Below are 21,708 nucleotides of genomic sequence, written 5' to 3' on the forward strand. Positions count from 1 at the left end.
TCAGCGCCTTTTCAGGAGGAAATTTCCAGTATGACCGCGATCATCGATATCCACGGCCGTGAAATTCTCGACAGCCGCGGCAATCCTACCGTCGAAGTCGACGTTCTCCTCGAAGATGGCAGTTTCGGCCGCGCAGCGGTTCCTTCGGGCGCTTCGACCGGTGCGCACGAAGCAGTCGAACTGCGTGACGGCGACAAGAGCCGCTACCTCGGAAAGGGCGTGCTCAAGGCCGTTGATTCCGTGAACGGCGAAATCGCCGAAGCGCTTGTCGGCATGGATGCCGAGGACCAGCGCGACCTCGACCTCACCATGATCGAACTCGACGGAACCGAGAACAAGGGCCGCCTGGGCGCGAATTCGATCCTCGGCGTCAGCCTCGCGGTGGCCAAGGCTGCCGCCAATGCGCGCGGCCTTCCGCTGTATTCCTATGTGGGCGGCGTTTCCGCGCATGTGCTGCCGGTGCCGATGATGAACATCATCAATGGCGGCGAACATGCTGACAACCCGATCGATTTCCAGGAATTCATGATCGTGCCGGTCGGCGCCGATTCGCTCGCCGAAGCGGTGCGTTGGGGTTCGGAAATCTTCCACACCCTCAAGAAGGGCCTGCATGAGAAGGGCCTTGCGACCGCAGTGGGCGACGAGGGCGGTTTCGCACCGAACCTCGCCAGCACCCGTGATGCGCTTGATTTCGTGATGGCCTCGATCGAGAAGGCCGGTTTCAAGCCCGGTGAAGAAGTTGCCCTTGCGCTCGATTGCGCGGCAACCGAGTTCTTCAAGAACGGCAAGTACGAGATCAGCGGCGAAAATCTGTCGCTTTCGCCGACCGAAATGGCCGACTACCTTGCCGATCTTGCCGCCAATTATCCGATCCGCTCGATCGAGGACGGCATGGGTGAAGACGATTTCGAAGGCTGGGCAGCGCTCACCGCAAAGATCGGCGACAAGGTGCAGCTGGTCGGTGACGATCTCTTTGTGACCAACCCCAAGCGCCTGACCATGGGTATCGAGAAGGGCCTTGCCAACTCGCTGCTGGTGAAGGTCAACCAGATCGGTTCGCTTACCGAGACGCTGGAAGCTGTTTCGATCGCGCAGAGCAACGGTTACACGGCCGTGATGTCGCACCGTTCGGGTGAAACCGAGGATGCGACCATTGCCGATCTCGCGGTCGCCACGAATTGCGGCCAGATCAAGACCGGCTCGCTTGCGCGTTCGGACCGGCTTGCGAAGTACAACCAGCTCATCCGCATCGAGGAAGAGCTGGGCAAGGCTGCCCGTTACGCCGGCGCATCGGCATTCGGCCGTCTTGCGCGCTGATCGTTGATGCCGAGCGGTTATCCGCTCGGGTATCCGCCAATGGAAAAAGCCCGGCTTCCGTGAGGGAGCCGGGCTTTTTCATGGCATGAAGCCGGGTGGCCGGCCCGGTCAGGATGAACCGGCCACCCGGTCACCTCCGGTATCCCTGTGCCTGATACCCCCCTTTGGGGCGGAACGGGTTGGCTGCAGGCGCCTATCGCGCGGCCGAGATCCCTGGGCGGGGATCGTCGAGCAGGACGACGGAGCGGGACGAGGAGGCGAAGTATTCGAGCATGGCGGCATAGCCGCGCGCACTCAGCTTTACGTAGACACGCCGCGCATCGCCCGGATCGGCTTCGCGGACGAGCAGGCCCTGTTTTTCGAGGATCGTGATCCAGCGCAGGGCCGTTGTTGAGGGAACCGCAGAGCCGATGCAGGCGCTTGTCACGGAAACCCGGCGCCGTTCCTTGGCGGCGATGAAGAGGTCCAGCAGGATATCCCAGGCCGGTTCGCCAAACAGTTCTTCCGACTGGAAGATCTTGGTTCGCCGCCGGCGGTCGTCATAAGTCTGGCGTGCCAGTTCCACCCAGATCGGGTGGTCCTGGCTGGCGGAGGTCTTCGAGCCTTCCCGATCCTCCACCAAGGCGTCGAATCCGGCCAGATCGGCGGCCGGGCTTTGTCCGATTTCGAGTTCGCGTGCCATGGCGAGAAGTTCGTTCGCAATGCCGATTAGGCGAATGGCCTTCGCCCGGCTGCGCATCAACTGATCGGTCTTCTCCATAACCTAGTTTCGCCAGTGCCAAGGCTGCCAAAAGCATCGAGCGCCCGAAATTGTGCGCGCACGAAGCTATTCACAGCGATTACTCCCCAAGATCGTGAAATGGTCCATCTTATTGTACCGGATCTTCGGATGAGAATTCCAGGTACGGGTCAGGACGATGAATCTCTTCACGAACTGGAATAGGGATAACCACAGTACGATGGAGGCGTCTTGTTCAGCTTAATCCGCTTTGGAGCGATCTTCTTCCTCTTTCGGGGTCATGCGCAGGCAGTCGATGGCCGATTGGAGATGAGCGGCGGCGACGAGTTCCCCGATCTGGTCAAGCTCGTCTAACCTGGCGACAAGTTCTCCGATCAGTCGCTGCACTTTTGCTTCCCTGTTCATCGTATGGTTCTCCGGCAGGCAAAGACCTTGGTCCCGCCTGGATCCTGTTGTCCTGGATCCGTGATTGCGACCCGCCCCGTTAGAGGTGCGAGATGAGATTATCTAATCCATCCAAATACGATCAATATCGGACGAATTACGCCCTCAATTACAGAATTTTCATCGCTTTGGAACAGAGGTGTTGGCTCTGTCCGAAATGTGGACAAGTTGTATTCCGTAAATAAACGGCGACGAAGGGGGAATTCGTCGATAAGACTTCATAGTTATAGGTGTAAACACGTAATTTGCAGAATTAATGCGTGATATCCGCATTGCTTTCAGGCGATTTTGCGTGGTTTTCTGCGATCCGATAAATGGTGTTGCCGCCTCTTGTCGCGCGACCTTTCCTCGTTGAAACGAAAAAGCCCTGCATCCGGACAAATGCCGGATGCAGGGCTTCCTTTGATGCTCGGCGTGAGCGGGGGGTCAGGCCCCGAACTTTTCCTTCAGGCCGAGGAGGGCGATCGCGGCCTTGGCTGCTTCGCCGCCCTTGTCCTTCTGGGTCGGTTCGGCACGGACCAGGGCCTGTTCCTCGTTCTCGACGGTCAGGATGCCGTTGCCGATCGCGATGCCGTCCATGGTCAGAGCCATGATGCCGCGTGCGGATTCACCGGCGACGATCTCGAAATGATAGGTCTCGCCGCGAATGACGACGCCGATGGCGACGTAGCCCTCGTAATCGCCCGTGGCGTCTGCCAGCGAGATCGCGGCGGGGATTTCAAGCGCGCCGGGTACGGTCACGACATCGGCCGTATGGCCTGCCGCCTTGAGCGCCGCCTTGGCGCCGGCAATCAGCTTGTCGTTCAGATGGTCGTAGAAGCGGGCTTCGACGATAAGGAAACGGGCCATGTCAGTTCGCTCCTTCAAGGGCGGGGATAGCGCGTTCGCCGGCAATGTTCAGGCCATAGCCTTCCAGTGCGACGAGCGAGTGATGGGTGTTGGTCAGCAGGATCATGTCGTGGATGCCGAGTTCGGCAAGGATCTGGGCTCCTACGCCATAGTCGCGCAGTTCCTCAAGGTCCGGGTTCTCTCCGGCGCGGAACTGGTGCTTGATATCCATGACGCGCGAGATCGGATTGTTCATCTGACGGTTGATGACAACGATCACGCCCGCGCCTTCCTCTGCGATCATTTCCATCGAACGATGCAGGAGATCGCCGCGATCGGTCGATTCTTCGCCCAGAACGTCGACGAACATCGAAAGGGTGTGCATTCGCACCAGGGTCGGCTGGTTCGGATCGATGCGGCCCTTGATCAGGGCCATGGTCTCTTCGCCGGTCGCCTTGTTGTAGTAGCTGCGGGCAAGCCACTGGCCGCCGTGGCGGCTCTGGAATGTGATCTCGTTCTTCTTCTCGACCATGCGGTCATGCTTGCGGCGATAGGCGATGAGGTCGCGGATCGTGCCAATCTTGAGGTCGTGAATGCGGGCAAAGGCGATCAGGTCGTCCATGCGTGCCATGGTGCCGTCGTCCTTCATGATCTCGCAGATCACGCCCGAAGGATTGAGCCCGGCGAGGCGCGAAATGTCGACAGCCGCCTCGGTGTGGCCGGTGCGCACGAGCACGCCGCCGTCACGGGCGCGCAGCGGGAAGACATGCCCGGGGGTGACGATGTCGGCCTTGGTCTTGGTGCCGTCGATCGCGACCGAGATGGTGCGCGCGCGGTCGCCCGCCGAAATGCCGGTGGTCACGCCTTCGCGGGCCTCGATGGAAACGGTGAAGGCGGTTTCGTGGCGCGTGCCGTTGTGCTGGCTCATTAGGTTAAGGCCGAGTTCCTCCACCCGCTGGCTGGTGAGTGTGAGGCAGATCAGTCCCCGGCCGTGAGTGGCCATGAAGTTCACGGCCGCCGGCGTCGCCATCTGCGCCGGGATCACGAGGTCGCCCTCGTTTTCGCGGTCCTCGTCGTCGACCAGGATGAACATGCGACCGTTGCGGGCCTCGTCGATGATTTCCTCGATCGGAACGAGGACCGGACGGTCGTCGTTCGAAAGCAGGAAGCGTTCGAGCTTGGTGAGCGTCTCGGCGGTTGGGTTCCAATCGGGCTCGGTGCAGTCACGCAGGGTGTTGGCGTGCAGTCCGGCGGCTCGGGCGAGGCCGGCCTTGCTCATGCCGCCCTCGTTCACGAGCCTGCGAACCTGTTCGATCACATTACCAGCCATGGGGAAATCCATTCTCACATTTCGATGTGATCGCCATATGAGCTGATCACATCGAAATTCAAGACCCCTTGAAAGCCGGCTTGCGCTTTTCAAGGAAGGCGTCGACCGCTTCCGCGTGATCGTCGGTCGCGTGAGCGGCGGATTGCATGGCGGCGGCCATTTCCAGAAGCGTTGCGAGGTCGCTGCGGCGTCCTTCCCAGAGCAGGCGCTTGGTCATGCGCACTGCGTGGGGCGGATTGGCGGCGATACGGCGGGCGAGTGCACGGGCTTCGTCCATCAACCGGTGATCCGGCACCACTTTGGAGACCAGCCCGCAGGCCAGCGCCTCGGCAGCGTCGATCATGTCGCCGGTAAGCGCCATTTCCGCCGCTTTGGACCAGCCGATAACGCGCGGCAGCAGCCACGAGCCGCCGTCACCGGCGATCAGGCCGATCTTTACGAAGCTTTCGGCGAAGCGCGCGCTTTCCCCGGCGATGCGAAGGTCGCACATGCAGGTAAGATCACATCCGGCGCCGGCCGCGGCCCCGTTGACGGCGGCGATCACCGGCACTTCCAGGGCGGCGAACGCGAGAGGAAGGCGCTGGATTCCGCGTTTGTAATTAAGGCGGGTGCGTGTGGGCACGCCGCCGTTGACGTTGCCGCCGGGCTTCATCTCATTGATATTGCCGCCGGAGGAGAAGCCCTTGCCCGCACCGGTAAGGATCGCCACGCGGGCCGCAGGGTCGTTTTCGAGCCGTTCGAGCGCGCCGAGCAGCCCCTCGATCACTTCGGGATCGGAAATCGGATTGCGCAGTTCGGGGCGGTTGAGCGTCAGCGTGACGATGCCTTCGTCGTCGATCTCGTAAAGTACCGCTTCGTTCATGCGCGTTGATCCTTCTCCGTTTGCCGACGCCTTAGCAGGTTGACGCATAGGGAAAAGAGGGAGGAAAAAAGGGGCCGGACGACATGTCGCCCGGCCCTTCTCAAAATCGCGATGCCAGGCCGCGTCAGGCGGGCTGCTTGCTCATCATCCGGGTGATGTCGACCTGCCCGGTGGCAAGGCCGCCCATGAAGCCCCCGTCCACCGGCATGACGATGCCGTTGACGACGCCTGCGAGATTCGAATTGATCAGCACCAGCGGGCCGGCCTGTTCTTCGGGCGTGGTGTAGCGGCCGAGCGGTTCTGCGGCGGCATCCACGACGTCCTTGCCCGAAGTGGCGTGGAAGGTCGCCATCATCGGAGTCTGGGTGGGGGAGGGCAGCGAGCAGTTGATGCGGATGCCCTTCTTGATGAGCTGCGCGCCCATGAACTGCGTCCACACGATGACGGCTTCCTTCGAGAAGGCATAGCCCTCTGCCACCTGGTCGAGGTTGGCTTCACACCATGCAAGACCGGCATCGAATCCCTGCGTGGCGAGAAGCTGCATATGCACGGGAATGCGGCGGCTCCACCCCAGGCCGCCGGTCGATGCGATGGAGACGATGGCAGCGCCTTCGCCCATCAGCGGAACGACCTGATCGGTCAGGTGGCGAGTGCCGAGGAAGTTGACCTTCATGACGTCAAGCGGCGGGAAGCCGCCGCCGCCGGGCAGGCCAGCGCAGTTGAACAGGGCGTCTACCTTGCCGCCCACGCCGGCAACCGCGGCTTCGATCGTGGCGGGATCGCGCAAGTCGATCTGCGTGAACGAGGCCATCGGCACGGCGCTTTCGCGAAAATCGAACCCGTGTACTTCGGCGCCTAGTTCGACCAGCATCTTTGCCGTCGCCTCGCCCATGCCCGAGAAGCAGCCGCTGACGATTACCCGCTTGCCTTGATATCCCAGAACGTCGGTCATCTCGGTGTCCTTTCCCTCTCCCATCGCGGGCGTGCGGGATCGCATCGGGCCGCGCGTGCATTCTTGTGGGTGTAGCTAGTCGCAGTGAGGGGGAGGCATCAACAGCCCTTCCGGCTGATCGCCGCGACGATGGCATGGACGATGGCATTTCGGGCCGCAGAGCGGCGGGTTCGAGGCGAAGTCTCGCCATCGTGCACCCGCTTCTCTACGGCTAAGGTCCCCACGCTGCAGCAGGAAAGAGATGATGGACCGAAAGTTTCACTGCAGCGCCGATCGTCCTGCGCCTTCTCCTGATCCCGCCATTGTCGAGGCGATCATGGAGCAGGTGCATTCGGCTCTGGCTGGTCGGCGGATGTGGCCTGTGGTCATCGGTATTTGCGGCGCGCAGGGGTCTGGGAAATCGACTGCCGCGCGCGCTTTGATCGAAGCATGCGGCGAGGCCGGGCTTTCCGCTGCCGCGCTCTCGCTCGACGACCTCTATCTTGGGCACGAGGAGCGGCAGGAACTGTCGCGCGCCGTCCACCCCCTCCTCGCGACCAGAGGGGTTCCGGGCACGCATGATGTCATGCTCGGGCTGGATATTCTTGATGCGCTGGAGATTGGATTTCCGGTGGCGCTGCCGCGTTTCGACAAGGCCAGTGACGACCGGCTGGCCGAGCGGGACTGGCCTATCGTGCAGCCGGGCTGCCACGTGCTGGTGTTCGAGGGCTGGTGCGTCGGTGCCTTTCCGCAAGCTTCGAGCGCGCTGGTCGACCCGGTCAACGCGCTGGAGGCGAAGGAGGATGGCGATGGCAGATGGCGCCGCTACGTCAACGATGCGCTGGGCGACGTCTATCAGCGACTGTTCGCGCGGATCGACCGTTTGGTCCTGCTTGCCGCGCCGGGATTCGAGGTGGTCCACGACTGGCGACTGGAACAGGAGCGCGACCTTGCCGGAGAGGAGCACAAGGGCGTGCATGTCATGGACGAGGACCGGATTGCGCGCTTCATCGCCCATTACGAGCGGCTCACGCGCTGGATACTCTCGGAGATGCCGGCTCGCGCCAATCTGGTCATCCAACTCGACGCCCGGCGGCGCCCGCTCAGGATTGCCTGACCCGACGATTCCCTATTCGGTTTCCTGGCGCGCCTGCTCCGCACGGCGGCGCTTGCGGCGCTCAAGATCCCCTATCGAAGGCACGCGGTTGTCCACGAGGTCGGCCAGGACGGCGCCGCGTTCCCCGGCCGGGAGGGTAGGGCCGACGGTCGTATCGCAGTAGGTCTGGCGCTCGATCTCGGCATTCACCAGCGCGCCGAGAAGGACGCCGTATGCGGAGAGGAACAGCCACATCAGGAACACCACAATGGCCGACAGCGACCCGTAAGTGGCATTGTAGTCGCTGATATAGGCGACATAGAGCGAGAAGCCGAACGATACCCCGATCCACAGCAAGGTCGCCAGCAGCGACCCGGGAGCCAGCCAGCGCCACTTCGCGGGACGTCTGTCGGGGCCATATCGCATGATGAGGGCAAAACCCGCGCTGCCGAGGGCGACAGCGGAAATCCAGGTCAGCCACTTGAACAGGATCGCCGTCGCATCACCGAGGTAGACGCTGGTCTGCGTCTGCAGCCATGCGAAGACGCCGCCGGACAGCACCCCGGTCAGCGCGATAAGGATCGCCGAAACAGTGAGGCCGAGAGCCCTCACGGTCAGCGAGATCATTCCGCGGGTCTCTCGCTCCTCGTTGATGACATTCAGCGCACTGATCATACCGTTCGCCGCGCGCATGCCGCCGAATATCGCAAAGAACAGCGCGATCAACAGCGCGAACCCGGTTACGCCTCGGCTGGTGGTGACGATCTGGAGCAACTGTTCCTCCAGCATCCGGGCCACTTCGGGAGGAACGACTTCGACAATGCTCTGCATCTGATCGTGCACGGTGGCGACATCGCCGATTAGGCCGTAGATCATCACCGTGGCGCCGATCAGCGGCGTCAATGCGAGAAAGCAGTAGAAGGCAAGGCCTGCGGAAAGCAGGCCCAGTTCGTGAAAGCCGCTCATGCGGTAGACCCGCTTGACGATTTTCAGCCAGGCGGAACCGGGGATTTGCCACGGTGCGTTGGCGTCGGTTCCTGCCAGGGATCCGATGTGAAGAGTGTCTCCGGTGGTCTCCGGCATTGACGTCGGTGATCCTTCATCAGATTTCATTACAAACCCACTTGCGACAGGGAACTTTCGCTGTTGCAATGCGATAGGGTAATCCACGAGGGGGCCTGTTGCCCATACTCGACAGGGGGTGTTACATCGCGCTGCTCATGCCTTGGCTAATCTCTCAGAAGCCGGCTTGTTCCCTTTCGCTGCGCGACGGTGCGGGACTTGCCACCATTTCCATCCTGCTGGCCCTGTCGGCAGCGCCTGTGCATGCGCAGGAAAGTAGCGCCGTGCAGCCGCAAGCTGCAGCGCCCGCTCCGGCCTCGCCTGCTGCGTCCCCGGCGATCGAGGATGACGGGGTTCAGGCCGGCAAGATCGTCGTGCCGGCTCCGCCTGCAAACCTGCCGCTGCCGGAAGTGAAGACGATCATCCCCGATGACGAATTCAACAAGGCGATCCCCAGGCTGGATCCGCAGGACGATTCGGAACTCGACAAGCCGCTGGAATCGATCGAGGCGTTCGAGCGCCGGATGGCGAGCGAACAGAGCGGTGCCAAGCCACAGGAAGGCCAGTCTGCTCCGCTCGGCAATCCGGCCCTGTCGGATGGCGATACGACCGAGGAGATCGGCGATGCGCCGGTTCGCGATGCTGAACTGAACGCGCCGCTGCCCGCGATCGACCAGTTCGAGGTGACGCCAGTCCAGTTCGCGGAAAAGAAAGAAGATACCAAGGACGTCGAAGTCGCTTACGAAACCCGGATCGACGGGCTGGCGACCGCTGACGACGAGACCGAAACGGACATGCGCAGCGAGTTCCGGTCGCTTTCCGCCCTGAAGAAGGGCGGCGGCAAGGCGGCGAACGTGGCGATGCTCAATGCCCGGCTCACCGAAGACAGCGCGCTGATGCAGACCGTGCTGGCGTCCGAGGGCTGGTATTCGCCCGTGGTGAACACCCGCATCGAACCGGCGGCCGAAGGCGGGCTGGTCGCGGTCGTTTCGGTGGCACCGGGTAAGCGCTATACTTTCTCCGATATCGTGGTGAAGGCCGATCCGACAGTGCCGGCGGACCTGATCGCCCGGAACCTTTCCATCAAGGTCGGTGAGCCGATCGTCGCCCAGCGCGTTCAGGGTGCCGAAGCGCAAGTCGCGTTGGCGCTGCCTGAAAACGGCTATGCCTTCGCCAAGGTGGGTGACCGTGACATCCTGCTCGATCAGGAAAGCGCCGACGGCGTCTACACGCTGCCTGTCGACGTCGGCCCGCGCGGTCGGTTCGGCGGTTTCACCACTTCGGGCGACCTGGCCTTTGATGCCGAACATGTTGGCGTACTCGCCCGTTTCAAGCGCGGCGAACTTTATGACAGCCGAAAGGTGGACGACCTGCGCAAGGCGCTGGTGGCGACGAGCCTGTTCTCCACCGTTTCGGTCGAGCCGCGCAAGACCGGCGAGGCAGTTGGCGACGGTACGGAATACGTGACGCTGAACGTCCAGCAGGATGCCGGGCCGCCACGCACGATCGCCGGTTCTCTGGGCTATGCCACGGGCGAGGGCATCACCGCTCAGGCGACCTGGACACATCGCAACATGTTCCCGCCGGAAGGCGCGCTGATCGCCAAGGCCATAGCCGGTACCCGGCAGCAGGGCGCGGGCGTGACCTTCCGTCGTTCCAATTCGGGCAAGCGAGACCGGACGTTCGAACTGGTGGCCGAGGCCTTCCACAACGACTACGACGCCTACAGTGCCTACACCGGCCGCATCGCAGCGCGTATCGCGCGCGATTCCACGCCGATCTGGCAAAAGAAGTATACTTACGCATTCGGCATCGAAATGCTGGGAACGGCGGAAACCGACTATAACCGCACGACCGGCAACCGCGACCGCAAGCTCTATTACGTCGCAGGCGTGAACGGCCAGATCGGGCTCGACCAGACGGACAGCCTGCTCGATCCGACCAAGGGTTACCGCCTGACCACGCTGATCCAGCCCGAAGCCACCGTGCGCAACGGCTTTGACCCCTATGTTCGCGCGCGGGTAGATGCTTCGGCCTATTACCCGGTGACTGACAGCCTCGTTCTCGCCGGCCGTGTGCGCTTCGGTACGATCCAGGGCGCTGGCCTGTTCGACATTGCGCCGTCACGCAGGCTTTATGCAGGCGGCGGTGGCTCCGTTCGCGGCTATGCCTACCAGGCGCTTGGCGAACAGGCGGCAGACGGTACCGCCGTGGGCGGACGCAGCCTCAACGAAGGTTCGGTCGAGGCGCGCTATCGCTTCGGCAATTACGGCGTGGTGGCATTCGTCGACGCGGGGCAGGCCTATCGGGAGACGATGCCGCAGTTCAACAACTTGCGCTACGGCGTGGGTCTTGGCGGCCGTTTCTACACCAACTTCGGCCCCGTGCGCCTCGACATCGCGACGCCGATTGCCCGGCAACCGGGTGAATCGCGCTTCAACCTCTACGTTTCGATTGGGCAGGCATTCTGATGTCGGAAGAAGACACCATGATCCCGGCCGACGAGCCCGAAGCGCCGGTCGAAAACGGCAAGCCGCGTCCCACGCTCGGACGCCGCCTGCGCATTCGCGTGCTCAAGACGGTGGTCGGGCTGGTGCTCGGCGTGATCGTGTTGGTCGCGGCGGTCATCTTTGGCATCGATACCGGGCCGGGTCACCGTTTCGTGGCAGAACAGATCGCGGGGCTGCAGTTCCAGAACGGCATGAGGATCAAGGTCGGCCGGATCGAGGGTTCGCTCTACAAGCGCATGACCTTGCACGATCTTTCCGTCAGCGATCCGCAGGGCGAATTCCTGTTTTCGCCCGAAATCGATGTGGACTGGCGCCCCTTCGCCTATCTCGAAAACCATGTGGACGTGCGCAGCGCCACGGCGCAGCGGATGATCCTGCGGCGTGTCCCCAAGTTCAAGCCGACCCCGCCCAGCAACGAACCGCTGCTGCCCGACCTTGACGTGGACGTGGGCGTGTTGCGGATCGACCGCTTCATTTCGGAGCCGCCGGTTTCCGGCAATCGCCGTATCGTCACCATCGATGGGAAGGCGCACATTTCCGATGGCCGCGCGCAAGTGTCGGCCAAGGGCGGCACGATTGCGATCGAGGGCAAGGAAGGCGGGGACCGCTTCAACCTGCTGCTAGACGCGGTGCCTGCCAAGAACCGGCTGGCAATCGACGTTGACCTCGATGCCCCGACCGGTGGGGTCATCGCCGCTCTCGGCGGGCTCAAGCAGCCGCTGCGGCTCAAGCTGGGCGGCAAGGGCGACTGGAAGGCGTGGAACGGCCAATTCGATGCTGATCTCGGTGATGGCGAACTGGCCCGGCTGGCGCTGACCGCGCGGAACGGGACATTCGCGATCAAGGGGCCAACGCGTGTCGCGCGGCTGCTCACGGGGCCGACCGCAAGCCTGCTTGGCCCGATCACCAACCTCGATGTAACGGCGGCATTGGCCGAACGACGCGCGACGCTGACCGGTAGGGTCTGGAGCGATGCTTTTACGCTGACCCCGGACGGGGTGATCGACCTTTCCAACAACAGTTTTCAGGACCTGAAGCTGAACTTCGCCCTGCTCAAGCCGGCAGCGCTGGCGCCGAACCTCAGCGGTTCGGGCCTGACCGCGGCCCTCGCGCTTGACGGTGCGTTCACCACGCCGAAGGTTGCCTATCGCATCAATGCCGCCCGCGTGGTCATGAACGACATGGGGCTCGAGCGCCTGTCCGCCAGCGGCGCGGCGCGCGTGGATGCCGACAAGATTCTGATCCCGGTGTCCGCACGCGTGCAGCGGGTGACGGGGCTGGACACGGTTGCAGGCGGTTCGCTAGCCAACGTCACGCTGAACGGCGATCTCGCCATCGACGGGACGCGCGTGCTGTCGGACAACATGCGGCTGAAATCCGATCGTATCGATGCCGGGCTGATCCTGGTGGCGGACGTCGCCAAGGGTTTCTACACCGGCGCCATTGACGGCAAGATCGACAATTACCGGCTGGACAGCGTCGGCATCTTCAACATCCGCACCAACATGGACCTGAAGAGCGAAGGCAGTGGCTTCGCGCTGGACGGGACCGTGCGTGCGCGTTCGACCAAGCTTCTGAACGAGAGCCTCCAGACCTATCTGGGCGGCAATTTCGCGGCATCCTCACGCGTTCATTATGGGCCGGACGGCGTCGTGCGCTTTTCCTCGCTGCAGCTCAACGCGCCCGAACTCAAGGTCCAGGGCGGGCAGGGAAGCTGGTCGCCCAATGGCCGCATATCGCTGGCCGCGCGTGGCAGTTCCACCCGTTACGGCGCCATCGGCGTGCGCGTGACGGGCACGATCGCAAACCCCGATGCGCATGTCACGGCGGAACGTCCGGGCCTCGGGATCGGTCTTGCCAACCTCGATGCACGGATCAACGGCATTCGTGGCGGCTATCGCTTCGACATGACCGGGGACACCGATTACGGCCCGCTCAAGGCCGATGTCTCGCTGGGGCTCGGCAAGCAGATGGCGGTAGACATCAACAGCGCCAACCTTTCGGGCGTCGATTTCGCCGGACGCATGGTGCAGACCGCCTCCGGCCCGTTCGCGGGCGAATTGACCGCCAAGGGCAACGGCATCGGCGGTGCGCTGAGGCTGGACGCCGAGGGCAAGTACCAGGCTGTCGACTTCAACTTGCGCGCCAAGGATGCGGTCTTCGCTGGACCCGCCAATCTCACGATCGGTTCAGCGATCATCGACGGCCGCGCCGTGCTGTATGACCAGCCTGCAGTCGTCGCCGATGCGCAGATTGCGGGCACGACCATCGGCGCCTTCAATCTCGCTGCGGCGCGTGTCCTCGTGGATTATCGCGATGGGCGCGGCAAGGCGAAGGGTCTTGTAGAAGGCGTCAGCGGCGTTCCGTTCCGGGTCGCGCTTAACGCCGATCTTGCCCCTGAACTCTGGCGCGTGGCGCTGGAGGGCAAGGTACGCGGCCTTACCCTCAAGACGCAGTCTCCGGCACGGATTCTGCCCAAGGACGGCGGCTACGAACTCCTGCCCACCACGATCGGTTTCGGACAGGGCACGGCAAAGGTCGCCGGTACTTACGGCGCCGGCATGAAAATCCAGAGCCGGCTTGAGAACGTCGATGTCGGGCTAATCAATGCATTCGTTCCCGGCTATGGCCTGGGCGGCAAGGCCAGCGGCAGCTTCGATTTCGAACAGGCCAGTTCCACGGCCTTCCCGCGCGCCGACGCACGCATGAGCCTTGTGAATTTCACCCGCACCAGTTCGAGCACGGTAAGCCAGCCGGTCGACATCAACTTCGTTGGCAAGCTCTTGCCCGATGGCGGCGAGGCGAGGGCGGTGTTCCGCAAGCAGGGCAGCGTGATCGGCCGTATGGTCGCCAGCCTGCGACCGTTGCCGCCGGGCGAGGGGGCGTGGAGCACACGCCTGTTCCAGGCGCCGCTGGGTGGTGGCATCCGCTACAACGGTCCTGCCGACACGCTGTTTTCTTTCGCGGGACAGCCGGGGCAGACGCTCACCGGTTCGGTTGGCGTGGCGGCGGATTTCTCCTGCCGCCTTACCGATCCTTGCATAACCGGCCTGGTGAAGGGCAAGGACCTTACTTACGAATATCAGGCCTATGGAACCCGGCTCAGCAACATGACGCTGGACGGCAAGTTCAACGGCAACTCCTTCGAACTGACCTCGCTCAACGCCAATGCCGGCAGCGGCACGGTCAGCGCGAGCGGTCGTCTCAGCCTGGCGGCTGATGCCGGCTATCCGATGGATCTCGACGTCAAGCTCGACCGGGCAAGGTTGGCGCGCAGCGATTCTCTTTCCGCCAGTGCGACGGGCACGCTCAACCTCACCAAGCGTGCGGGCGAGACACCGCTTCTGAGCGGTGACTTGCGGCTTCCCGAAACCCGTTACGAGATCGTCCGCCAGGGCGCTGTCGAAGTGCCGCATCTCACCGGGGTGCGCTTCAAGCCGCGTTCCGGTCCGATGCGCGTTACCGGCGACGAGCCCGCCGTGCCGATGTCGAGCGCGTTTTCCTCGGTCCGGCTGGATCTTCATCTCAAGGCGCCCGAAAAGCTTTATGTCTCGGGCATGGGGCTGGAATCCGAGTGGAGCGCAGATTTCCGCCTGAGCGGAACCAGTTCGGCGCCGAGCATGGCGGGCGAGGTCAAGCTCGTGCGCGGTACTCTGGGTTTCGCGGGTCGTTCCTTCGAACTTTCCGACGGTCTCATCTCGTTCAACGGCGGTCAGACGATCGACCCCACCGTTGCCATCACCGCCACAGAGACGATCGACGATATCGACGTGACCGTTTCAGTCAGCGGCCGGGCTTACAATCCGCAGATCGATTTCAGTTCCGATCCCAGCCTGCCTGATGACGAGGTTCTTTCGCGCATCCTGTTCGGCAGTTCGATCGCGAACCTCTCCGCGATCCAGGCGGTGCAGCTTGCATCGTCGCTCAATTCGTTGCGGGCCACCGGCGGCGGGATCAACCCGCTCGGCAAGTTGCGGTCTGCGGCGGGGATCGACCGGCTGCGGATTCTCAGCCCCGACGAGGCGAGCGGACGCGGGACGGCGCTGGCGGCAGGCCAGTACCTCACCGATGACATCTACGTGGAGCTTATCACTGACGCGCGCGGCTTCACCGCCACGCAGCTCGAAGTCAGCGTGACCAAGTGGCTGTCGGTTCTCAGCCAGGCCGGCGGATCGGGCGTCAACAGCCTCAACGTGCGCATCAAGAAGGATTATTGATGCGCCGTTGCAGCCTTCTCCTGGTGGCGATCCTGGCGCTTTCCGCCTGCCACCGGGAGCCGAGTTTCGATGAGCGGTATGAGACCGCCAGCAAGAAGATCGGCGAGACCGCGAAGGATATCGATGCCCAGATAGCGGGTACCGGAACTCCGCCCGGAGAAGCCGGCGCTTCGCCTCGGCCAGTTCCTGTATCGCAACCGTAGATTTACCTGTCGCTGCTAGTGATCCGCTCCATCGGCAGGATCAGGGGCGGTGATGCGGACGGAAGGTTTTTGCGACAGGCTCAGCGAGCGTCATGAAGTGCTGCTGCGCGCGAGGTGCCGCAAGTCGAGCTGGCATGTCTTCGCTGTGGAACTGTCCGACATTTCCGAGGGCGGGTGCTGCATTGTCGGCAACGCGGATGATTTCGAGCCGGGCCAGAGCGTGGCGCTGCGCATCGCGCACCTCAAGGCGATCCCTGCGCATGTCCGCTGGATTCGCGAGAGCCGTGTCGGCATCGAGTTCCTTTCGCCTCTGGGCAGCCGCGTGATCGGGGATCTCGACAAGGCATACGGTATCCGCGGTGCGCGCAAGGATACCCTGTCGGAAGGGTTCTGATCCGGGGAAGCATCGCTTCGCGAAAGGGCGGTGAAGGCTGATGTCCCTGTTTACATCCCGGCCGGAAAGGCGGCCATTCACCAGGAAGCTTGCCGTAAAGGCAGCTCAGTGGCGCTGATTCGCGCGCGGGTTCCGGGTATCGTTAAGCCGGCGTTATGCGGTCTTCTAAGGGTTCTTCCGAAAGCGCGATGAAACCATGCCCTGCCGATAATGGTATGCCGGCCTCGTGGGATGCCCCCGCCTGGCCGGTGTCCATCATCTTTCGATAGGGACCGCAATGAAGAAAACAGTGATCGCTGCAATGGCCCTGGGCCTTGCGCTGTCGGCATCGGCCCAGGCCAATGCCGGCACCAAGGCTTATGGGAGCACCTTCGGGAAATCGTCCTATGCGCAGGAGCGATTCGGGAAATCCCCGTTCCGTCCCGGCCCGCTCAAGGGCAGAGATAAATACCATTGGGGTAATGGCCGCCCGGACAAGGGCCATGGAAACGGGAACAGCCACAATGACCACGACAAGTCTCGCGGGTGCTGATCCGGCTGACTGAATAATTCGGGGAGAGGGGCCTGGAAGGCACCGCGCGTTGAAGCGGGGGCTGTGTCAGGACTGCAGGGTAAGGAAATGGTGGACGCACTTGGGCTCGAACCAAGGACCCGCTGATTAAGAGTCAGCTGCTCTACCAACTGAGCTATGCGTCCACGCGTTTTCCGCGCAAGGTAATGGAAATGGTGGACGCACTTGGGCTCGAACCAAGGACCCGCTGATTAAGAGTCAGCTGCTCTACCAACTGAGCTATGCGTCCACACGTTTCCGTGCTTGGACAGGGATGGTGGACGCACTTGGGCTCGAACCAAGGACCCGCTGATTAAGAGTCAGCTGCTCTACCAACTGAGCTATGCGTCCACATACCCTGACCTGGGCTGCCGTGTCAGGCCTTGCGAGCCCGACCATCCGGCGGCGGAGAGGCCCCTATAGCGTGTGTTTTCAGGATGGGAAGGGGAAAATTCAAGAATTTTACAAGATTGAACCGGGGCGCCGATTCCAGCGGTTCACCGCCATAAGTGTGCCGAGGCAGATCATGTTGGTAAGCATGGAGGTGCCGCCGTGGCTCATGAAGGGAAGCGGGATTCCGACGACCGGGGCCAGCCCCATGACCATCATCAGGTTGATCGCCACATAGAAGAAGATCGTGGCCGACATCCCCGCCGCCAGCAGGCTGGAGAAGCGATCCGGTGCACTTCGCGCGACGCGCAGACCCCATGACAGCACCACGGCGAAGACGAAGAGCACGAACAGCCCTCCGGCCATGCCCCATTCCTCGGCCATCGTGGCGAAGACGAAGTCGGTATGCGATTCGGGGAGGTATTGCAGATGGCTCTGCGTGCCATTGCCGAACCCCTTGCCGAACAGGCCGCCCGAGCCGATGGCGATCTTGGACTGGGTGATGTGATAGCCGGTGCCGAGCGGATCGCTTTCGGGGTCGAGGAACACGAGCACGCGGTTGCGCTGATAGTCGTGGAGCAGGGTGAAGAATGCGATCGGCGCGGCGATGGCGCCGGTCAGGCCGGCCCCGAGGAACCAGGAGATCGGCAGTCCCGCAAGGAACATTGTCACCACGCCGCCGAAGCAGATCGCCAGGGCCGTGCCGAGATCTGGCTGGATCATCACGAAAAGCGCTGGAATTCCGATCAGGACACCCGCCGGAACCAGTCCGCGCCAGCTTGCCGTCATTGCATGCGGAAGCGTTTCGTAGAAACGCGCAAGCACGAGCACGATGGCGGGCTTCATGAGTTCGGAAGGCTGAAGGGTCATGAAGCCCAGGTTGAGCCAGCGCTGGCTGCCGCCGCCCACGGCGCCGATAGCCTCGACCAGCACGAGCAGCAGGACGATCGCGCCGTAGACCGGATAGGCCACCGTTCTGAAGAAATCGCGGCTGAACCGGGAAATGACGATTGCCATGACCAGGAAGATCAGGAAGCGCATCACATGGCTGAGCGCATAAGGCTGGAGGCTGCCGCCTGCCGCCGAATAAAGCACTGCAGCGCCCAGCGATACCAGTCCCATCAGGGGGATCAGCATGTGCCAGGGCTGGCGCGCGATGGCTTCCGGTACGATGGAGCGGCTGATCACTGCGTGCCTCCCGGTCCGGTTTGCGGGGCGGTCGTGGTAGCCGGCGACGGCGCGCTTGCAGGCGGTGCGGCAGGAGGCGGATCGTTGGAGCCGGGCTCCGGTGCCGGGGCCTGGGCTTCGTTGACGATAGGCTGCGCCGGGTCCTGACCCGATTCGGCGCCCTGGAGCTTGCGATTCTCCTCCTCGGCCGAAACAGCCGGGGCGCCGACGCCATATTGCGCGGAATAGGTGCGGTAGCGCGCATCCAGGCGTTCTGTAGGGGTTCCGCCCCACTTCTTCTCAAGCTCGGTCAGGATATCCATGCCCTTCTGCTTGTCGAAGACGTAAGTCAGCACGTCGCGCGCGATCGGATAGGCCGCGCCTGAGCCGCCGCCATGTTCGACCACGACGGAGCAGGCATAGCGCGGATTGTCGACCGGCGCGAAGCAGATGAAATGGCCGTGGTCGCGGTGCTTCCACAAGCCGCCCTTGCCGTTGCCGATGTTGAGGCCGACGACTTGCGCCGTGCCGGTCTTGCCGGCGAGCTTGATATCGGGGAAGGGCAGGGCCGCGTGGCGGGCGGAGCCGGGGCCGTTGGCGACATCCGACATGGCCTGCCGGACATAGGCGAGGTGGTCGTCGGGAATGCCCAGTGATGGGGCGACTTCGTGCTCATGCCCGTGAACGAGGCGCGGCATGATGACGCGGCCCGTGGCGATGCGGGCTGCCTGAATGGCCTGCTGCAGCGGGTTCACCAGGAAGTAGCCTTGGCCGATCGTGGCGTTGACCGTGTCGAAGGTCTGCCATTCCTTGCCGTATTTCTTCAGTTTCCACGCCGGATTGGGCACGGTGCCGTACGACTGGCCGGATACCGGCAGCGGGAAATCGTGGCCAAGGCCCAGCCGGCTCGCCATCGCCGCGATCGGGTCCATCCCCATGCGCTGGGCGAAATGGTAGAAGTAGACGTCGCAGCTCTGGTAGATGCCCTTGGCCATGTTGACCTGGCCATGCCCGCGCCGGTTCCAGCAGTGGAACACGCGGTTGCCCACCCGCAGGCCGCCGCCGCAGAATACCGATTCCTTGGGATCGAGCCCGGCTTCCATGAAGGACAGCGCTACCATCGGCTTTACCGTCGAACCGGGCGGATAGAGCCCGCGCAGAACCTTGTTGCGCAGCGGCACATGGTCGTCGTCGGACAGCATCTTCCATTCGAGGCGGCCGATGCCGTCCGAGAAGCTGTTGGGATCGAAGCTGGGCATCGAGCACATCGCGAGAATATCGCCCGTCTGGCAATCCATCACCACCACTGCCGCCGATTCGGGGCCGATCCGGCGCGAGGCATATTCCTGGATACCGGCGTCGATCGTGAGCTTCAGCGTCTTTCCGGGAACGTCCTCGCGGGTATCGAGGTCGCGGACGATCCGGCCCGAGGCAGTGACCTCCACACGCCGGGCGCCGGGCTTGCCGCGCAGGTCCTTCTCGTAGAATTTCTCGAGCGCGTCCTTGCCCACCTTGTAGCCGGGCGTGATGAGGACCGGATCGTGGTCTTTCTCGTACTCCTCGGCGGAGGCCGGACCGACATAGCCGATGAGATGGCCGACCGATGGCCCCAGAGGGTAAAAGCGGGAAAAGCCGCGCTGGGTGACGACGCCCGGCAGATCGGGCAGCCGCACGCTGACGGCGGCAAAACGCTCCCAGTCCAGCCCGCTGGCGACTTCGACCGGGGCGAAGCCCCGTGCCTTGTCGAGCTTGTCCTCAAGATCCTGAAGCGCGATCGGGGACAGGTTCAGCAACTTGCCCAGGGTCTGGATAGTATGCGGGATATCCTGCAGGCGCTCGGGAATCAGGTCGACCCGGAAGTCGGCCCGGTTGGAGGCGAGCGGCGTGCCGGCACGATCGAGAATCCAGCCGCGACGCGGTGGGATCAGCGAGAGGTTGACCCGGTTGCTTTCCGCTTCGAGCTCGTACTTGGCGTTCTGCGCGACCGCGAGATAACCGAGGCGGGTGGCCAGCAGCACGCCGATTCCGCCCTGCATGGTGCCCAGCACGATGCTGCGCCGGTCGAAGCTGTTTCGCAGCGTGCCCGCACTGACATGGCGTTGCGGAAAGAACCGCTTGAAGCTGATCTTCATCGCAGGAGTACGATCGGCGTAAGCCGGAGCCGGTCCAACATGGCCACGATACGGCCGACGAGGGGATAGGAAAGCACGGAGATGACGACCTGCGGCACGATGACTTGAAGAGGGGAAGCAGCGCCTGCGATGTTGGCAAGGGCGAGGCTCAGCAGAATATAGGCGACGATGAGGCCCATGGCCATGAGCCATTCCGTGACGAAGTTTCGCCAAGGCAGGCGCGCTTCGACGATTTCCAGCGCGATGGCGGTGAGCGACCATAGCAGGACTGCGCAGCCGAACGGTTGTCCGGAGAACAGATCATCGAACAGGCCCAGCGGCAGCCCGGCCCAGATCGGCAGCAGGCCCGGGCGAAGTTGACGCCAGCCGAGATAGACGAGGAACCCCAGCGGGGGCATGACCGGCGCGGAGGCGATCATGAACCAGCCGGGGACCAGCGATCCGAGCATGATCGTCAGCCAGGGAAAGCCGCGAGCCAGCAGCCGCGATGGCGCGTGATTTATGCGCTGGCGGGAGCGGGGGCCGTTGCGGGAAAACATCAGGGCTTCTTGACCGTACCGTCGTTTGCAGGGGGTGGGGGCGGCGGGGGAGACCAACTCTTCTCGACCATGACGTAATCGGTGTCGGAAGGATTGCTGAGCACGCGGGCAGTGGCGCCGTCGCGGATCAGTTCCGTCACGATGGCGATCGGCGTTCCGGGACGGTAAAGTCCGCCCGAGCCCGAGGTCACGAGGACATCACCCTTCCTGAGCGGATTGATGCCAAGGTTGATGAGCCGGATGCGCAGTGTGCCGTCGCCGTTGCCCTGAGCGAAGGCGGCAACGCCGTCGGTCGCCCGGCGCACCGGCACGACGCTTTCGCTATCCGTCACCAGCAGGACGCGGGCACTGGAGGTGCCCACTTCGAGAACCCGGCCGACGAGACCCATCTGCGATCTTACGGGCATGCCCTTGGCCACATTGCGGTCCGCCCCGGCGCCGAGTGTGGCGTAGCGGCGCGAACTGGCGCTGGTGGACGAGGTCAGCCGAGAAAAGGTCACGGCGCCGCCGTCCTTCTCGGACAGATTCATCAGATCCTTGAGGCGCTGGTTCTCGGCTTTCGTGGCCGCTGCCTCGAACAGGCGGACCTTGGCTTCGGCAAGTTCGCGCTTGAGGCGAGCGTGTTCGTTCCCCGAATGGAGGAAGCCCGTGGCCGTGGCCCAGGCGTCCCGACCCATGTCGCGCCCTTGCGCGGAAACCTGCGCAGCCGGCTCCGACGCATCGTCGGCAAGGCCGCGCAGCGCTGAAAAGGCATCGGGGTTGACGAGTGAGACGACCACGAGTCCCAGCCCGACCACGGCGCCCAGGACGCCTGCGGTGTAGCTCAGGAAGGTGGTGTATTGCGCTCTGCGCGAATAGCTGGAGCGCCTGTTTGCTGGCGGCGCCATGCGCCATGCACTCCTTCGTAGTGGCGGCCCTGCCACTTCACGTGCAAGGGCCGCTCGAACCTCAAGACCGGCGGCAATACCGCCGGGACATCAGCGGGGTGGCGGACCGT

Annotated in this window: 17 protein-coding genes and 3 tRNA genes; 6 read left to right on the plus strand and 14 right to left on the minus strand. The window is 63.3% G+C overall.

Annotation, left to right across the window (positions count from 1 at the left end; all coding sequences use genetic code 11):
- Window positions 1–30 precede the first annotated feature (30 nt).
- The gene (gene eno, locus ACLIMP_RS10585; protein ID WP_324694964.1) at window positions 31–1,317 is read left to right on the plus strand and encodes a phosphopyruvate hydratase; all 1,287 of its coding nucleotides are present in this window, start codon (window positions 31–33) and stop codon (window positions 1,315–1,317) included.
- A gap of 193 nt (window positions 1,318–1,510) precedes the next feature.
- On the opposite strand, the gene ACLIMP_RS10590 is transcribed toward eno, so the two are convergent.
- The 6 genes from ACLIMP_RS10590 to ACLIMP_RS10615 form a co-directional block, all read right to left on the minus strand.
- Complete coding sequence (locus ACLIMP_RS10590; RefSeq protein WP_054435696.1) at window positions 1,511–2,077, minus strand: helix-turn-helix domain-containing protein; 567 nt, start codon at window positions 2,075–2,077, stop codon at window positions 1,511–1,513.
- Window positions 2,078–2,296: 219 nt separating this feature from the next.
- Window positions 2,297–2,461, minus strand: a complete 165-nt coding sequence (locus ACLIMP_RS10595; RefSeq protein WP_324694968.1) for a hypothetical protein — start codon at window positions 2,459–2,461, stop codon at window positions 2,297–2,299.
- A 465-nt stretch (window positions 2,462–2,926) separates the two neighbouring features.
- A complete protein-coding gene (gene ribH / locus ACLIMP_RS10600) occupies window positions 2,927–3,349 on the minus strand; it encodes a 6,7-dimethyl-8-ribityllumazine synthase (RefSeq protein ID WP_185997472.1) in 423 nt (140 codons plus the stop codon).
- A 1-nt stretch (window position 3,350) separates the two neighbouring features.
- Complete coding sequence (gene ribB, locus ACLIMP_RS10605) at window positions 3,351–4,658, minus strand: 3,4-dihydroxy-2-butanone-4-phosphate synthase (protein ID WP_132468773.1); 1,308 nt, start codon at window positions 4,656–4,658, stop codon at window positions 3,351–3,353.
- 58 nt (window positions 4,659–4,716) lie between these two features.
- Window positions 4,717–5,520: a crotonase/enoyl-CoA hydratase family protein gene (locus ACLIMP_RS10610; protein ID WP_185997471.1), complete on the minus strand. Its 804-nt coding sequence runs from the start codon at window positions 5,518–5,520 to the stop codon at window positions 4,717–4,719.
- 124 nt (window positions 5,521–5,644) lie between these two features.
- On the minus strand, window positions 5,645–6,472 hold the full coding sequence (locus ACLIMP_RS10615; RefSeq protein ID WP_324694972.1) for a coniferyl-alcohol dehydrogenase: 828 nt from the start codon (window positions 6,470–6,472) through the stop codon (window positions 5,645–5,647).
- A gap of 316 nt (window positions 6,473–6,788) precedes the next feature.
- Between ACLIMP_RS10615 and ACLIMP_RS10620 the strand changes: the two genes are divergently transcribed.
- Window positions 6,789–7,568, plus strand: coding sequence for a kinase (locus ACLIMP_RS10620; protein WP_324694974.1), 780 nt, complete (start codon window positions 6,789–6,791; stop codon window positions 7,566–7,568).
- Window positions 7,569–7,580: 12 nt separating this feature from the next.
- Here ACLIMP_RS10620 and ACLIMP_RS10625 read toward each other — a convergent pair whose 3' ends face one another.
- Window positions 7,581–8,630 (minus strand): YihY/virulence factor BrkB family protein, encoded by a 1,050-nt coding sequence (locus ACLIMP_RS10625; RefSeq protein WP_324694976.1) that lies wholly within the window; start codon window positions 8,628–8,630, stop codon window positions 7,581–7,583.
- Window positions 8,631–8,893: 263 nt separating this feature from the next.
- On the opposite strand from ACLIMP_RS10625, the gene ACLIMP_RS10630 reads away from it, so the two are divergent.
- The 4 genes from ACLIMP_RS10630 (at window position 8,894) to ACLIMP_RS10645 (ending at window position 16,465) form a co-directional block, all read left to right on the plus strand.
- Window positions 8,894–11,080: an autotransporter assembly complex protein TamA gene (locus ACLIMP_RS10630; protein ID WP_443477831.1), complete on the plus strand. Its 2,187-nt coding sequence runs from the start codon at window positions 8,894–8,896 to the stop codon at window positions 11,078–11,080.
- Window positions 11,080–15,336, plus strand: coding sequence for a translocation/assembly module TamB domain-containing protein (locus ACLIMP_RS10635; RefSeq protein ID WP_324694978.1), 4,257 nt, complete (start codon window positions 11,080–11,082; stop codon window positions 15,334–15,336). The genes ACLIMP_RS10630 and ACLIMP_RS10635 overlap by 1 nt, the downstream gene beginning before the upstream one ends.
- 255 nt (window positions 15,337–15,591) lie before the next feature.
- On the plus strand, window positions 15,592–15,933 hold the full coding sequence (locus tag ACLIMP_RS10640; protein WP_324699035.1) for a PilZ domain-containing protein: 342 nt from the start codon (window positions 15,592–15,594) through the stop codon (window positions 15,931–15,933).
- Between the two features lie 277 nt (window positions 15,934–16,210).
- A complete protein-coding gene (locus ACLIMP_RS10645; protein WP_324694980.1) occupies window positions 16,211–16,465 on the plus strand; it encodes a hypothetical protein in 255 nt (84 codons plus the stop codon).
- 88 nt (window positions 16,466–16,553) lie between these two features.
- Here the strand turns inward: ACLIMP_RS10645 and ACLIMP_RS10650 are convergent.
- From ACLIMP_RS10650 to ACLIMP_RS10680, 7 genes are all read right to left on the minus strand, one after another.
- Window positions 16,554–16,629, minus strand: a tRNA-Lys gene (locus ACLIMP_RS10650).
- Between the two features lie 28 nt (window positions 16,630–16,657).
- Window positions 16,658–16,733 (minus strand) — tRNA-Lys (locus ACLIMP_RS10655).
- A 25-nt stretch (window positions 16,734–16,758) separates the two neighbouring features.
- A tRNA-Lys gene (locus tag ACLIMP_RS10660) sits at window positions 16,759–16,834 on the minus strand.
- A 111-nt stretch (window positions 16,835–16,945) separates the two neighbouring features.
- Window positions 16,946–18,058 carry a rod shape-determining protein RodA gene (rodA, locus tag ACLIMP_RS10665; protein ID WP_185998785.1) on the minus strand — a complete coding sequence of 371 codons (1,113 nt, stop codon included), beginning with the start codon at window positions 18,056–18,058 and terminating at the stop codon, window positions 16,946–16,948.
- On the minus strand, window positions 18,058–20,172 hold the full coding sequence (gene mrdA, locus ACLIMP_RS10670; RefSeq protein ID WP_054435678.1) for a penicillin-binding protein 2: 2,115 nt from the start codon (window positions 20,170–20,172) through the stop codon (window positions 18,058–18,060). Before mrdA ends, rodA begins: the two co-directional genes overlap by 1 nt.
- A complete protein-coding gene (locus ACLIMP_RS10675) occupies window positions 20,169–20,711 on the minus strand; it encodes a hypothetical protein (protein ID WP_054435676.1) in 543 nt (180 codons plus the stop codon). The genes mrdA and ACLIMP_RS10675 overlap by 4 nt, the downstream gene beginning before the upstream one ends.
- The gene (locus ACLIMP_RS10680) at window positions 20,711–21,598 is read right to left on the minus strand and encodes a rod shape-determining protein MreC (protein WP_324694982.1); all 888 of its coding nucleotides are present in this window, start codon (window positions 21,596–21,598) and stop codon (window positions 20,711–20,713) included. The genes ACLIMP_RS10675 and ACLIMP_RS10680 overlap by 1 nt, the downstream gene beginning before the upstream one ends.
- Window positions 21,599–21,708 lie beyond the last annotated feature (110 nt).

The sequence above is a fragment of the Novosphingobium aeonii genome, assembly GCF_052279045.1.
Classification (GTDB): Bacteria; Pseudomonadota; Alphaproteobacteria; order Sphingomonadales; family Sphingomonadaceae; genus Novosphingobium.